The sequence below is a fragment of the Paenibacillus tyrphae genome (assembly GCF_000722545.1).
In the GTDB taxonomy this organism is placed as follows: Bacteria; Bacillota; Bacilli; order Paenibacillales; family NBRC-103111; genus Paenibacillus_G; species Paenibacillus_G tyrfis.
The window spans coordinates 458,482-472,742 of sequence record NZ_JNVM01000010.1 but is presented as its reverse complement, the minus strand read 5'-3'; the positions used below and the strand labels follow the sequence as shown (position 1 = coordinate 472,742).

The 14,261-nt window shown below is 56.4% G+C and carries 16 protein-coding genes; 11 read left to right on the top strand and 5 right to left on the bottom strand.

Annotation, left to right across the window (positions count from 1 at the left end):
* Positions 1–12 precede the first annotated feature (12 nt).
* The 3 genes from ET33_RS14575 (at position 13) to ET33_RS14565 (ending at position 2,949) form a co-directional block, all read left to right on the top strand.
* Positions 13–1,140 carry an LCP family protein gene (locus ET33_RS14575; protein WP_036682387.1) on the top strand — a complete coding sequence of 376 codons (1,128 nt, stop codon included), beginning with the start codon at positions 13–15 and terminating at the stop codon, positions 1,138–1,140.
* Between the two features lie 63 nt (positions 1,141–1,203).
* A complete protein-coding gene (locus ET33_RS14570) occupies positions 1,204–1,416 on the top strand; it encodes a hypothetical protein (RefSeq protein WP_036682385.1) in 213 nt (70 codons plus the stop codon).
* 123 nt (positions 1,417–1,539) lie between these two features.
* On the top strand, positions 1,540–2,949 hold the full coding sequence (locus ET33_RS14565) for a DUF2339 domain-containing protein (protein ID WP_036682381.1): 1,410 nt from the start codon (positions 1,540–1,542) through the stop codon (positions 2,947–2,949).
* A 51-nt stretch (positions 2,950–3,000) separates the two neighbouring features.
* On the opposite strand, the gene ET33_RS14560 is transcribed toward ET33_RS14565, so the two are convergent.
* Positions 3,001–3,639, bottom strand: a complete 639-nt coding sequence (locus ET33_RS14560; protein ID WP_036682379.1) for a helix-turn-helix transcriptional regulator — start codon at positions 3,637–3,639, stop codon at positions 3,001–3,003.
* A 272-nt stretch (positions 3,640–3,911) separates the two neighbouring features.
* Here ET33_RS14560 and ET33_RS14555 point away from each other — a divergent pair, with 272 nt between their 5' ends.
* Positions 3,912–4,532, top strand: a complete 621-nt coding sequence (locus tag ET33_RS14555) for a GyrI-like domain-containing protein (RefSeq protein ID WP_036682376.1) — start codon at positions 3,912–3,914, stop codon at positions 4,530–4,532.
* Positions 4,533–4,563: 31 nt separating this feature from the next.
* On the opposite strand, the gene ET33_RS14550 is transcribed toward ET33_RS14555, so the two are convergent.
* Together ET33_RS14550 and thiD are read right to left on the bottom strand one after the other, a co-directional pair.
* A complete protein-coding gene (locus tag ET33_RS14550) occupies positions 4,564–5,001 on the bottom strand; it encodes a DUF86 domain-containing protein (RefSeq protein WP_036682373.1) in 438 nt (145 codons plus the stop codon).
* Positions 5,002–5,137: 136 nt separating this feature from the next.
* Positions 5,138–5,947, bottom strand: coding sequence for a bifunctional hydroxymethylpyrimidine kinase/phosphomethylpyrimidine kinase (gene thiD / locus ET33_RS14545; protein WP_036682371.1), 810 nt, complete (start codon positions 5,945–5,947; stop codon positions 5,138–5,140).
* A 198-nt stretch (positions 5,948–6,145) separates the two neighbouring features.
* Between thiD and ET33_RS14540 the strand changes: the two genes are divergently transcribed.
* Both ET33_RS14540 and thiO read left to right on the top strand, forming a co-directional pair.
* Positions 6,146–6,790 carry a thiamine phosphate synthase gene (locus ET33_RS14540; RefSeq protein ID WP_036682368.1) on the top strand — a complete coding sequence of 215 codons (645 nt, stop codon included), beginning with the start codon at positions 6,146–6,148 and terminating at the stop codon, positions 6,788–6,790.
* Positions 6,787–7,935, top strand: a complete 1,149-nt coding sequence (gene thiO / locus ET33_RS14535; RefSeq protein WP_036682365.1) for a glycine oxidase ThiO — start codon at positions 6,787–6,789, stop codon at positions 7,933–7,935. The genes ET33_RS14540 and thiO overlap by 4 nt, the downstream gene beginning before the upstream one ends.
* Here thiO and ET33_RS14530 read toward each other — a convergent pair.
* On the bottom strand, positions 7,930–8,595 hold the full coding sequence (locus tag ET33_RS14530; RefSeq protein ID WP_036682363.1) for a tetratricopeptide repeat protein: 666 nt from the start codon (positions 8,593–8,595) through the stop codon (positions 7,930–7,932). The genes thiO and ET33_RS14530 overlap by 6 nt on opposite strands.
* Before the next feature lie 164 nt (positions 8,596–8,759).
* On the opposite strand from ET33_RS14530, the gene ET33_RS14525 reads away from it, so the two are divergent.
* Positions 8,760–9,035, top strand: coding sequence for a hypothetical protein (locus ET33_RS14525; protein WP_036682361.1), 276 nt, complete (start codon positions 8,760–8,762; stop codon positions 9,033–9,035).
* A 191-nt stretch (positions 9,036–9,226) separates the two neighbouring features.
* Here the strand turns inward: ET33_RS14525 and ET33_RS14520 are convergent, their stop codons facing one another.
* Positions 9,227–9,466 (bottom strand): hypothetical protein, encoded by a 240-nt coding sequence (locus ET33_RS14520; protein ID WP_036682359.1) that lies wholly within the window; start codon positions 9,464–9,466, stop codon positions 9,227–9,229.
* Between the two features lie 134 nt (positions 9,467–9,600).
* On the opposite strand from ET33_RS14520, the gene ET33_RS14515 reads away from it, so the two are divergent.
* From ET33_RS14515 to ET33_RS14500, 4 genes are all read left to right on the top strand, one after another.
* Positions 9,601–10,227 carry an FMN-dependent NADH-azoreductase gene (locus ET33_RS14515; protein ID WP_036682357.1) on the top strand — a complete coding sequence of 209 codons (627 nt, stop codon included), beginning with the start codon at positions 9,601–9,603 and terminating at the stop codon, positions 10,225–10,227.
* 238 nt (positions 10,228–10,465) lie between these two features.
* The gene (locus tag ET33_RS14510; protein ID WP_036682355.1) at positions 10,466–11,605 is read left to right on the top strand and encodes an MGDG synthase family glycosyltransferase; all 1,140 of its coding nucleotides are present in this window, start codon (positions 10,466–10,468) and stop codon (positions 11,603–11,605) included.
* A gap of 39 nt (positions 11,606–11,644) precedes the next feature.
* Positions 11,645–12,823 carry an MFS transporter gene (locus ET33_RS14505; protein WP_036682352.1) on the top strand — a complete coding sequence of 393 codons (1,179 nt, stop codon included), beginning with the start codon at positions 11,645–11,647 and terminating at the stop codon, positions 12,821–12,823.
* Positions 12,816–14,189 carry a polysaccharide deacetylase family protein gene (locus ET33_RS14500; protein ID WP_051775339.1) on the top strand — a complete coding sequence of 458 codons (1,374 nt, stop codon included), beginning with the start codon at positions 12,816–12,818 and terminating at the stop codon, positions 14,187–14,189. Before ET33_RS14505 ends, ET33_RS14500 begins: the two co-directional genes overlap by 8 nt.
* Positions 14,190–14,261 lie beyond the last annotated feature (72 nt).

Here is a 14,261-nt window from a genome sequence, read left to right as displayed (position 1 = left end):
GGAGGTTGAATGATGGTTCCTTCCCGACAAAATCTGACGATCAAACCCCGCAAAACCTTGCGGAATGTTATTATAGGTCTTGCCCTGCTTGGCGTAGGCGCCGTCGCTTACGCCGGATATTTGCTGCATCAAGCCGACAAAGCGCTGGAAAATATGTCCGTGGCCCCGCCGGTAAAGACGACCCAGCAAGGATTTAACGGTCTGGTTGGTTCTACGGAGAACTTCAAGCCGATGACCTTTTTGCTGACAGGGATCGACAACCGCGAAGGCAGCGGCGGCTCACTGAACACCGATGTGCTGATGCTTGTCTCGCTGAATCCGGAGACCCGCTCCGCCACAGTCGTTTCCATCCCCCGCGATCTGGAGATGAAGCCGAAGGAGTTCGGTCTTTCCAGCCAAAAAGCGAACTACTATTACGCATACTATTACATACAGGATAAGGACACCGCGATTCAGAAGACGAAAGAGCTGTACGGCAACATGTTCAACGTACCGATCGATTATATGGCGGCGATCAACTTCGACGGCTTCCGCAATGTCGTCGACGAGCTCGGCGGAATCGAAATGAACGTCGATATGGATATGCGCTACGTCGACGATGAAGACGGTACGGATATCAATCTGAAAAAAGGGTTTCAGACGCTAAATGGCAAGCAAATGCTTGATTTCTTACGCTACCGCAAATCCAACCGGGGCACCGAAGAGTCCTCGGACCTCGCCCGCAACCAGCGCCAGCAGGAAGTACTCGATAAGCTCCTGCAAAAGATGACGTCGTTCAGCGGGATTACCCAATGGAGCGGATTGCTGAAAATCGCCGGAGAAAGCGTAAAAACGGATATTCCTTCTGATGAGCTTCGCCGGTTTGTGCTTTCCTTCCAGAAGCTGAAGCCCGACCATATCGAATTCATCCATTTGGACGGACGATGGGACAGCCCTTTCATTGTTGTAAAAGAAGACGAGCTTACCGCAGCGATCGCCTCTTTGCGGACGCAGCGGGGCCTTCCGGCCGAAATCCCGGGGACTACCGTAACCGGTTCGACCTACAGCTTGTACAGCAAGCGCTTCGGAATCGACCCCACTCCTGTAAAAATTAAGGAAAAGGAAACCGGCACGATGATCAAGAACAGCAGGTCCCGCTAACCGCGGCAGACCTGCTGTTTTTTTTATCTAAAGATGATAGCCAGCCGGAGGGAGGTCCATTCCATGATACTGAATGTACTGGTCATCTGCTTTGCGGGGATTTCGATATGCGTTCTGCTGAAACCGTCGTCCGAGAAGCGGCACAAGCAGTCGGAGCCGTCGGCGATCGTCGCCGATGAACGCCCCGCCTTCGAACTTGCGGCAGTCCATTTGAACGAGCTTTCCGCCGCTCCCCGTCAGCAGCTCGGTTCGGAAAGCGTTCCGTTGAACAAGTAACCGGCGAAATCAGAACATGCGTTCCAGTACTAGATGAAATTAGTACTTATCCCCTCCTCCCCCGTTCCCTTACAATTATTGTAACTCAGTACGGAACACGATATCGGGGGAGGAACGTTAGGCATGAAAGAACGGCTGCACAGGTTGCCGTCATTTTGGCCCGGAGCCGTGGTAATTCTGGGAGTCTTTTTATACGGGCTCTGTCTTACGCTAGGGCAAGGGCCTCCGTCGGGTACAGGCATGCTGGCCACTGCGGCAGGAGCCGGCTGGGTCGCCTTCAAATGGCGGTCAAGACTCCTCTTGAACGTATCGCTGCTCGGAGGATGGCCGGCGCTCCTGATTGTAGGCCCGGGCCCGGATGAAGGCTGGATGCTCTGGGCCGGCTTATTGGCATTGAATATCGTCTATTTTACACTCAGTCTCCGGCTCGATTGGAACGAGTTAAAATTCACCGCATTCGCAGGCACCTGGCTGTTGTATTTCGTACTTTACTTGAAGCTCCAGCCAGACGCCGAAGGTTGGAGCCTTGCGTACCGTTATGCGCTTCTGATTTATATTTTTTACATTGGCGCCTTGTCCGTCTCGATATGGAAGAAACGGGCAGACGAAGGCACCGACCTGTTTCTGGGTATCGCGAACGCCGCCGTCTTCGGCTTCTGGGCATTCGTCTTAGGGGAGCGGGTCGTACCGATCGCCTACCCGATGCTGTTCATGGGGATGCTGTACGTCATCCTGGCCTGCCTGATCCGACGCTGGTTAGCCGAATTATCCACGATCGTCCTGATGAAGCTGTTCGGCGGGATGATGCTCATCCTCCTCGCATCGCTCCACTTTCTCAAGGAACAGACCCTGGAACCGGTCACCCATGTATTTCTGTGGCTTCCCACCGCTATCGCCATGCTGGGACTCGGCACCGTAAAACGATGGGACGCGCTCCGAGGGGGAGCGGCCGTCGTCTGGCTGGGCGTCTTCGGCTACTGGCTTTTTAGCGCATGGAATGCGGCAGAGGCGAGAGACCCGTTCGGCAACCCCTCCCCGTTCGTCCACGGGAATATGCCGGCTTGGGCGCTGCTGGCCGCCGTAGGGTTTTATTTGTCGGCCAAAGGCCGCTTCGAACGATTGCGGGAAGACGACAACCGGATGTTGTCCAATGGATTCGCCTTCCTCAGCCATCTGGCCGTCGGCGGAGGACTTGCTTGCGGAACGCACAACTTCTTCGCCTATTACGGGCTATCCCCACGGCTTAACCTGCAGCTTACTCTATCGGCCGTCTGGGGCTTGTACGCGCTATTGCTGCTGTTGTGGGGCGCTTACCGGGGGCGAAGGCCGCTTCAGGCCCTGGGCTCCCTGACGCTGATCTGCCTCGCTGTCAAAACGATACTGTTCGATCTGTCCGGGAGTCCGGCGTTGGATAAGGTTATCGCGTTTTTCCTGTTCGGACTGCTGTCTGCCGGCATTACTTATACGACGAACCTTCGAACGGTCCAAAACCAACGACCCAAGTCCGAAAACGACGCGGCTCCCCCTTCCTGAAACGGCAAAAAACCATCTCTTGCGGAAGATCCGGCAGAAGAGATGGTTTTTTTATTGGTTTGGCCGAATGGCATACGTACATTTGCCGCCGCCTTTGGCGAGACATTCCGTCCGTTCCACTTCGGCTTCCGGACCGAGCAGACGCTGAAACATCGCGAGCTCGCATTGGCAAGCGTGGTTATATTGATTGGCTACCTGAGAGATCGGGCAATTGTACTCCTTCAGCAAATACCCGCCACCCTCTGTCGGCTCCAATTCGACCATGTAGCCATTCGCATTCTGAATCTCGGCAAGCTCTTGAACGCGTCCGTCGAACGGCTTGTCTTTCATGCGCTCCCCATAGCGGCCGATCAGCCTCTCCTTGCGCCGCTCGAACAGCAGGTTCACGTTGCTTTCCCCCAAGGAAGCTTCCAGCTCTTCCAACAGATCCAACGCGAGATGCTGATACTTTTTAGGAAATAAGTCGTCGGCATTCGATGTCAGCGAATACAGATTCGAAGGTCGTCCCATCGCCTGCCGCACCAGCTTCGATTCGATCAAATTATCCCGCTCCAGCGTGTTCAGGTGCCGCCGCACCGCCATTTCCGTGATGCCTAGCTGCTTCGACATGTCCCCGACGCTGAGTGCCCCTTTGGTCTTGAGCATCGTGAGGATCACGCGCCGCGTCGATACGTCCGTTTCCTGGTTCATGCGGTCTCACCGTCCTTCTTGTATGCAGGCCGCCTGTTTCATTCTGGCGAAGCTATGCTGTACCGTATGAATAAAAATATTGTATACGAAATGAGACGATAAGTAAATTAATATACTACTATGTATGTAAAATACTAACCGAGGAAAAGGCTGGCGGAGAATAAAATAGAGCAAAATTCGAAGCTGCTCCGTTACCCTGACAATAGGTTGTCAGGGATAACCCGTTATGCTGGGGCTATATCCTATTCGAAACGAAGAGAGGACGTGCACGAATGGACAAGCTCGATCTTGCCAAAACGTACAAAACCTATTACAAAGCCGGCACGGAGCCGGAGCTTGTAGGCTTCGGCGAAGCGCGATACTTGACGATTGCCGGGCAAGGCGACCCGAACGGCGAGCGGTTCGCCCAGGCTGCCGCGGCGCTGTACGCAGCCGCTTACGGTGCCAAGGCACTTGGCAAAGCGCAGGGGACCGATTTTACGGTACCGAAGCTGGAAGGGCTGTGGTGGATGGATTCCGGCAAGCCCGCACTGGAAGTCCCGCGGCAGGAATGGCACTGGAAGCTGCTGATCCGTATGCCCGACTTCGTTACCCGGGCCCTGGCGGCCGAGGCCAAGGAGAAGACGACCCTGAAGAAAAAAGAGCTTGCCGACGACATCGCTCACGTGGCCTACGAGGCAATGGCCGAAGGGTTGTCCGTGCAGATGCTTCACGTCGGCCCTTATGAGACGGAGCCGGAAACGGTGGAGCGCATGCACGCTTACATGGAAGCGCGGGGACTGGTTCAAAACGGATTGCATCATGAAATTTATTTGACCGATCCCCGAAAAACTCCGCCCTCCGGCTGGAAAACGATTCTGCGCTTCCCGGTAGAACAAAGGGACCTGTCCTGATGCGGACGGTCCCTGATCTGCAGCAGCGGCGCTACAGCATTTCTTTGCGGATAAATGCCGGTACGGCTTCGGCAAAAGCACTCAGCGCCCCGGGCAGCTTCGCGATCATCGGATGCAGCCCGCTGCGCGGCAGCGTGTTATATTCCTGCGTTAGCGGACGGCGCAGCTTCACAAGCTCCGTCAGCACGAGCGCGACGTCGGCCCCGAACACGCCTTCGCCGGCGAGGATCTCGACGATGTCCTCATAGCTGCTGGCGTCCCGCATCATGAACGCGTCGATCAACAAGCTGCCGACGTCGGTCACCGTCTCAATCGCCAGATGCAGCGTCCGCTCCTGCGCCAAATGCAGCAGCAGCTCCGAATCCGCTTCCGGGGTCCCCCAAGCGGACTCCAAGGCAGCGCAAGCTTTCAGTAAATCCGGCACGAAGGCCAGCCGGGCATCGATTTGTTCTTGATTGACATAGTACATATCGCTTATCTCCGTTTCTTCTTTTTCCACTTGGACCACAGCACGATGGCGGGGAAAAAGGCGATGAGCAGGACGATGAGCAAAACCGCCTGCATCAAGTATTCATAGCTCATGATATCGGATGCTCCTTCGTCTGCTATTCGGCCGTGGTGCGCTCGCGCACGTACGCCCAATGGTTTGTCGGACCGTGACCGGCGCCGATGCCGAGCGTATGCCGGATGGCAAGCGTAATAAATTGCTTGGCCGTATGGGTGGCCTCCAGCAGCGTCTTCCCTTTGGCAAGCTCCGCGCAGATAGCCGCAGAAAAGGTGCAGCCTGTCCCATGCGTATGACGGGTTTCGTACCGCTCAGCCGTCAGCAGGTGGAACGCCTCGCCGTCGTACAGCACGTCTGTCGGATCGCCGCTTCGGTGGCCGCCTTTGACGATCGCCGCACCCGCCCCGAATTCCTTGACGATGCGCCGCGCGGCTTCCTTCATGTCCTCTATCGTCGTAACCGAAAGGCCAGTAATAACCTCCGCCTCCGGGATATTGGGCGTCACAAGCGCAGCCAACGGCAGCAGCTTCTCGCGCAGCGCGTTCTGCGCATTGCCGGCAAGCAGGCTGGCTCCACCCTTGGCGACCATCACCGGGTCGACGACAAGCCGCTTCAGCCCGTGCTTGCGGATGCATCCCGCGACCAGCTCGATAATTTCCGGCTGCGACAGCATGCCGGTTTTAGCCGCGTCTGCTCCGAGATCGGACAGCACGGCGTCGATCTGCTTCTCGATCCCCTCCAGCGGGATATCGTAAATGCCGTGAACGCCCAGCGTGTTCTGCGCGGTGATCGCCGTGATCGCGGACATCCCGTACACGTCGAGCATTTGGAACGTTTTCAAATCCGCTTGAATCCCCGCTCCGCCTCCGCTGTCCGAGCCTGCGATGGTCAATGCTTTGAAGATCGTCATGCTGCACCTGCCTCCCGAGTCGCTATACCTTCCATAAGTTTAGTCTTCTCCTTCCCGACCGTCAAGAAGCCCGTCAGGGTCGCGGCCCCGGGTTCGTGATCATTTTATGACAAGTGGGACAAACGCTTTGACGCCGCGGAAGCGAAAGCGTTATGATGAAACTACATTTTAATGGAGAAAAGGAAGGTCCGATCCCGTATGTCCCGGAGAACCCATGCGCTGCACGTCATTACGACCGGCAGGCAGGAGCTGGAAGAGGTAGCCGCCATTGTGTCCCGCTGTCCGTTCGAGCTGGTCGACGCGCTGCACATCCGCGAAAAGCACCGCAGCGCCAGCGAGTTGGTGCGTTGGCATGCGCGGCTGAAGCCGCTGCTGCCGCACACGGCGGTCCTGCTGAACGACCGCCTGGATGCCGCGCTGGCCGCTGAAGCGGATGGCGTACAGCTTACCGGCGGCAGCTTGTCGCCGGCCGAAGCGCGGGCCATCGCTCCGCGCGGCATGACGCTCGGCTGCTCCGTCCATTCCGCCGAGGAAGCGGCTGAGGCCGGCCGGCAAGGAGCCGATTACGCGCTCTTCGGCCATGTGTACGCAACCGGCTCGAAGCCCGGTTTGAAGCCACGCGGCTTGGCCGGACTGGCGGAAGCCGTGGAAGCGTCGGACGTGCCTGTCCTGGCGATCGGGGGCATCGAGCCGCATCTTGTGGACGACGTCTTGTCCACCGGAGCGGCCGGCATTGCCGTGCTGTCCTCAGTGCTGCAGCACGCGGACCCGGCGGGACAAATTGCCGCATTCCGGGAAGCTCTCGATCGGACGAAGCATACCCCAAGGAGAGGATTGTCATGAGTACGGATTCAAGTCATAGCGGTACCAAGCCGACCGTTATCATCGTCGGCGGCGGCATAATCGGCTGCAGCGCGGCCTACGAGCTCAGCAAGGCCGGCTTTGCCTGCACGCTGATCGAGAAAGGAGCGCTGAATCAGGAGGCGTCCATCGCCGCCGCAGGGATGCTGGGGGCGCAATCCGAAACGCACCGGCCCGGCCCTTACTACGAGCTGTGCCGACTGAGCCAGCAGCTATACCGCGCTTGGACGGACGAGCTGGAGCAAGTCAGCGGCCTTACAGCGCAGTATGTCGCCGAGGGAATCATCCGCGCGGCCCTTACGGAAGAAGATGAGGCCGAGTTGCGCGGCCGCTTGTCGTGGATTCAGGACGCCGAGTGGGTACAGCCTGCAGAGATGCTGAAGCTGGAGCCCGAGCTGACCGCTGCCGTGCACGGCGGGCTGTATTTGCCTGCCGATCATCATGTGCATCCGGTATGGCTCGCCAAGACGCTGCAAGCCGCGATTGCCAGACAGGGCTGCACGATCCGCGAGTGGACGCCGGTCATCCGGCTGCTGACGGAGCCCGGAAGCGGCCGAATTCGCGGCGTACAGACGTCGGAAGGCCCGCTGTATGCAGACCTCGTCGTGCTCGCTACAGGCGCTTGGAGCCCGGCGTTGACCGAGTCGCTCGGGCTGAGCCTGCCCATGTTCCCGGTCAAAGGCCAGTGCATCTCGCTTAAAACCGAAGCGCCGCTCATCCGCTCCACCGTCTTCACCAAGGGCTGCTATGTCGTGCCGAAACGGGATGGCAGCTACATAGTCGGCGCAACGCAAACGGAAGCCGGCTTCGACAAGCGGCCGATCGCCAGGGTCATCGGCGAATTACACGCCAAAGCGGCAGCGCTGCTGCCGCGGCTGGCCGATGCCGAATTCGTCTCCACTTGGGCAGGGCTGCGGCCCGGCACGCGGGACGCCCTGCCGTTCCTCGGAACGTGGGACGCTGCGCCAGGTCTAATTTTCGCTACGGGCCATTACCGCAACGGCATTCTGCTCGCGCCGGCCACCGCGCGGATTGTCGCCGAGCTGGCGCAGGGCCGGCCGACTTCGGCGGATTTGGCGCCGTTCACGCCCGCCCGGGCTGCTGCAGATACAGCCGCCGTTTTATGATTTCATACGGGCGAGAAGCGCCCAGCGCCGTTCGTGGCGCCGCTTGTATTTGGGAAGCCCCCGGTATAGTTCCATCGCTTCGCGGAACGCCCGGCGGGCTTCTTCGTTTCGCCCGAGCCCCCGGTACAGCAAACCGAGCCTGTAGTACGCTTCACAGGACGAAGAGTTGACCTCCCTGAACCGTTCCAGATACCGGATCGCCTTCTCCGGATCGCTTCCTGCGAATACTTCGCCGAGCCGCAAATAAGGCTCGCCGTATTTGACCCGCGGGTTCAGCTCCAGCCCACGCAGCAGGAGACACTCGCCCTCCTCCGTCCGTCCCAGCTTCAACTCACAGATGCCCTGCTCGCTGAGCACGTCCGCGGAATCGTCCATCACTTTCGCCACCTCAACCAACAGTTCGAGCGCCGCGCCGTATTTTTTTTGCTCCATATAAATTCGGGCGATTTCCAGCTTGGTCGACGTATGATGCGGATTGAGCCGAAGCTCATCTTTCAGGCGGGATAAACGCCGCGCCCGCTTCAGCGGCTGGAAAATGCTAGGGGTCAAGCCGACAAAACGGCGGTCAACCATATACAGGATGATCAGCAACACGAGAAAGGCCACAAACGGATTTCCGGTGACCCACCATAATAAAGAAAAGATGAAGATTTTGCTCACGCCTGGCGACCTGCCTTTCGCTTGTTCTCCCACCGATTATACCACAAATTGCCATAACCGGTCAGGCAAAAAATCAGTTGTGAACGTTTCCCGAACAAGCAGGAATTTACCGGCTGCTTCACGAATGGTTTGTCCATGAAGCAATCGGGGGGAACAATCAGTCCATGAGTACAGCAAATGAAGACAAAGCCGCCAAGTGGCAAAAAACGCGGCAGTTGGGCAAAGCGAAATATGTCATGTACTACGGCGTTGCCATGTGGGGAATCTCGCTGGCGGTGCTGTTTACGGCAATCGAATGGCTGACGCAGCAAACGCTTACGCCGTCCTGGTTTACAATCCGCATCATCGTATTCGGGATTATCGGCTTTCTTGTCGCGAACTTCCGATGGGACGGCAACGAGCGCAAATATGCGCCGCGCCCGCCGAGCAAGAAACGCTGAACTGCGCAAAATAAGAAAAGCTTCTTATCGAAGCCTTCTCGAAGAAGATACATTCGTGTCTTAGCGGAAGCTTTTCTTGAAATGATAGAATGGTTCAGCTCCGCTGAAAACTTATACATTCTATCATTATAAGAAACAGACGGCCCGCCTCAAGGCGCAGACGTCTGTTTTTTGTTTCCGCGCCGTACAGCTTACACCTTCTGCAGCCGCGCTTCCCCTAGCTGCAGCCGGATCTGCTCCGTAGGCGGCATGCAAATCGTTGTCGTACCAAGTCGATATCGCGGTCCGCGTCTTTTCCAGCTTTCCAGCACCATCGCCATATTGCAATCGTTATCCTGCGACTCCGCAAACAACACCACCAGATGGTTGTCCCGCCCTTTCCTTTCCGTCGCTTCGCTGCGATTAGCTTCCCACTCCCGGAAACCGGCCATACCTTTTTATTTTAAATTTAAAATAACACTTGACTTTAGTAAGTTACATGTTTTATTATACTTACATAAAGTAAGTTATTAATTTTGATTGACCCTAAACCTTTTTCGCCAAATTAAAAGGAGGCTTTATTTTTATGTCCAACGTACTTTTTATTAAAGCAAACGACCGCCCGGCCGATCAGGCAGTAAGCGTAAAACTGTATGACGAATTCCTGAAATCGTACCGCGGAACGCATCCGCAAGACCAAATTACCGAGCTCGACCTGTTTGCAGCCAACCCGCCTTATTACAATTCCGTCATGATGACCGGCCTGTTCAAGCAAGGTAAAGGCATGGAGCTGACAGCGGAAGAAAAAGCAGCGGCCGATGTCGCCAACGCTTATCTGGATCAATTCCTGGCTGCGGACAAAGTTGTCTTCGCGTTCCCTCTCTGGAACTTCACGATTCCGGCTCAATTGACGACGTACCTGTACTACCTCTGCCAAGCCGGCAAAACATTTAAATATACGGAGCAAGGGCCGCAAGGTCTCGTTACCGATAAAAAGGTCGCTCTGCTGAACGCGCGCGGCAGCGTTTATTCCGAAGGACCGATGGCGTCCATTGAAATGTCGCTGAATTATGTTAAAACGATCATGGGCTTCATCGGCGTAACGGACCTGACTACGGTCGTTGTCGAAGGCCATAACCAATTCCCGGATCGTAACGCAGAAATCGTGGAAGCCGGTCTTCGCCAAGCCGCGCAAGCCGCATCCACATTCTAATTTCACAACTGCCATACACCGTCGGCCCCTGCTCAAGGGGCCGATTTTTTTGGCTTTGAGCCTAAGTTGCGCTCCGGGCGAATAGGATGTCCTATGGGACAAATCAGAAAATTTACTCAATTTTTTGTACCTTTTCGCAAACTCGTATATGATAATGAAGGGGCCTTTCATTGCCCTCCTTCCCCAACTTCACCATTGTTTCGCGAATCTGAATGAGAACTAAGGTGCGTGAAAAACTATGACTGAAGCCAACCCCAATATTTTGATTTTATATGCCAGCTATGGCGACGGACATCTTCAGGTCGCCAAGGCGCTGCAGCAGCGTTTTGCCCGCTTGGGAATCGACCGGGTCAAACTTGTGGACCTGCTTGCGGAGGCCCACCCCTTCATGAACGCCATTACCCGTTACGTTTATCTGAAGAGCTCTACCCTGGGGCCGGATTTATACGGCTGGAGCTTTTATTTGACCCAGCATTTAAAGCACGATACGGCGTTTACCAAAATGCTGAACCGGTTCGGTACGCGTAAATTCAAGCAAATGCTGCAGGCCGAACGGCCCGATGCGATTATTTATACGTTTCCGCTGCCGGTCGTCTCCGGACTGATATCCAGCACAGGCAGCACCGTCCGGACGTATACCATATTAACCGACTTTGTCCTTCACCAACGCTGGATTCATCCGGACATTGATAAATATTACGCAGCCACGGAGCAGCTAAAGCGGCAGATCGCCGCTTCCGGCGTGCCGGAGCACCGTATCGACGTGAGCGGCATCCCGCTCCGCAGCGCGTTCAGCGAGCCGATCCGGCGGCAGCACGTCTGCCGGAAGTACGGCCTTGAGCCTTCCAAGCCCGTCGTTTGCCTGATGGCCGGAGCCTACGGCGTCTTGAAGCACATCAGCGGGATGGGACGGGCGCTGCTCCAGTTGGACGAAATCGAGCTTGTTTTTGTATGCGGCAGAAACAAACCGCTCAAGGAGCAGATCGAAGCGTCGTTTGACAGGCATCCCCGCGTCCGCATTCTCGGATACGTGGAGCACATTCACGAGCTTATGGCGATCTCGTCGTGCTTAATTACGAAAGCCGGAGGCATTACACTCTCAGAAGCCTTGGCCATGCGTCTGCCAGTTATCGTCTTCCGCCCCCTCCCCGGCCAGGAGAAAGAAAATGCCCGCTTTTTGGCGCAGCAAGGAGCAGTCGAAATTGCGCAGCGCCCGGAGGAGTTGACTTCGCTCGTGAAGCGGATCGTCTCTCTCCCCGGACAAGCGGAACGAATGAAGGCAGCCATGGAGGAATTGTACCGCGGAGATGCGGCGAAGGCGATCGTCTCGGATATGCTCGCAGATCTCTCCCCGACCAAGACCGGACTTTTCGGCTAGAGCGGGAGCCCGGCTTTTGCTTTGTCATTCAGGAGGTGTATGGATCAGGTGCTGCGAAAAATCGCAATGGACAAAGACGTACTACCGCTTGCGCTCATTTTGTTTTTAGTCGAATTCGTTCGGGGCGCCTATCTGGTCTCCTTTTTGCCGACCTATGCTACGGGTATCCTCGGTCTTTCCGTGGCCGTTGTCGGCGCCGCCGTGTCCGTCCATTACGTCTCGGATACGGCGATCAAATGCTTGGCAGGTTATTTGCTCGACCGCTTTTCGCTGCGGCTTATTCTTCATTCCGGGTTGTTCGTTTCGCTGCTCGGCCTGCTCGCCATGTACTACTTCCATCAGGCATGGGTGCTTATTGCAGCGGCCGCCGTATTCGGCATCGGCGTCTCTCCGGTATGGCTTGTCTGCCTTAGTAAAATTAAGGAGGAAAATCGGGCGTCCCAAATGGGCATCCTTTATACGATATGGCTGATCGGCTTAGGGTCCGGACCGGTCGTTATCAACTTTTTGATCGATAAAGGATACCGGCTGTCCTTTTGGCTGATGGTCGGCTTGTGGGCTCTCGGATGGGTGCTTGCGCTGCGGATGAAAAACGAAGTCTCCTCCAAACAGACCTACATCCCGCTAAAACGCCAGGCCGAGCTGCTGTGGGAACGAATGAAAACGATGAAGCCGCTGCTTCCGGGCATGATTCTGCAAACGGCGGCCGCCGGCATGCTCGTGCCGATCCTGCCCAGCTTTGCCGCGAATACGCTGGGCGTCAGTCACAGCGGCTACTCGCTCATCCTGATGGCCGGCGGCGCTTTAACGGTCCTATTCCTGATCCCGATGGGAAAATGGTCCGACCGCCGGGGACGCAAATGGTTTCTTATCTTCGGATTCGGGGCGATGGCCGCCGCTCTCTTCCTTCTGACCCGGGTTACGTCGCTGCCTACCGCCGTCTTGATCGCCGCGGTCCTCGGCTTTGCCTACTCCGCCGTCCTTCCCGCGTGGAACGCCCTTCTGGCGGACTATGTGCCGAAAAACCAGCAGGGCCTCGGTTGGGGATTGTTTTCGAGTGTGGAAGGGATCGGTGTCGCTATCGGTCCGGCAATCGGCGGATGGCTGGCCGCCGCGTTTCATGAACCGGTCGCCGTATTGACAAGTGCAGCTCTGTTAGGGGGGATTGCTTTGTTTTATTGTTTCGTTCCCGTAGAAAGAGTGATGGAACATGGCTGAATCGATCACGATTCTCGTTATCGTCCTAACTTTATATACGCTGATCCCTACATTTCTCATGCGCGTCTTCTCGCTAGGCGCGTACCCGAAAGAAAACACCGAGCACGGCATTGCGCTCACCTTCGATGACGGTCCCGACCCGAAATATACGCCGATTCTGCTCGACCTGCTGGCGCGGCACGGCGTCAAAGCGACCTTTTTCGTGCTCGGTTCCAAGGCTGAGCGTTTCCCTGAATTGATTCTGCGCATGCACAATGAGGGTCACCTGATCGGGGTTCATAACTATGTTCACCGTACCAACGCCTTGATGATGCCTTGGAAGGTCAGAAAGCAAATTAACCGGACCGCCAAGGTGATCGAGAAGATTACCGGCAAGTCCCCTCAATTTTATCGTCCGCCCTGGGGGGTTGTGAACATCTTTGACTTTTTCCTGTCCCGTCGTTTCCGCATCGTGCTCTGGTCGCTGATTGTCAGAGATTGGCTCAACCGGACGGGCAAGGACAAAATCAAGCAGCGGTTGTTCACTCAGCTTCAGAGCGGTTCGGTGATCGTGCTTCATGACAGCGGCGATACGCTTGGGGCGGACCCGGATGCGCCGGAGCTTATGATCGCCGCGCTCGATGAATTTTTGACGGAAACGGCGCGCCGCGGCTTTACGTTCGTCCGCATCGACGAACGGTTTCCGCTGAACGAGCCGGAGGATCGCCTGCCTTCAGACCGGTCGAAGCGAAAACGATGGATTGCTGCGGTCTGGCTGCAGTGGGAGCGGCTCTTTCAAGGACTGCTTCATGTGCGGCCGATCGATCCGTTTAACGCGCTGCTCCAGTTTCGGCTGTGCCGGTATCAAGGTAAACGGATTCCGCTGAATGACGGACAATTCATCGAACCGGGCGACTGCGTCATGGAGCTTCACCTCGACAATGCGACGCTGCTTGGCTTGGGGATGCAAGCCAGATCAACGATACAGTTGGCCGTGCAATTGATCCGCGCGATGGAGCGCTCCTTGCCGCTCGTATCTGAACGGCTGGCAAGCGATCCGACGCTTCGGGACGTGAAAGGCTTATACGGCGTCTCAATCATCCATCGCGGCGCTTCCCAGCTCGGATTTACCGTCTCCGATCTGCCCAAGGGCATCTTTTTATTCTGCTCCAAGCTGTACTTACGGTGGCTGCTGTACGTCATCCACCCGCAGGGCAAGCGAAGACTGGATACGAAGACTGCGCTGCTTACGCCGAAAATGATCGCGATCTCCGCAAACGAGGTGCGCCGAAGATACCCGTCGAGAAGCTTCCACAATCCGGAGCTGACCTCCAACCCGCTGACGGCCGGAAGAGGCTACGACGAAAGCATGTATCAAGGGATGTAAACGCCAAAAACAAAGAGCCTGCAATCGGGAAGATTGCAGGCTGTCAAGGAATTTATATATTAAAAAAGGGGG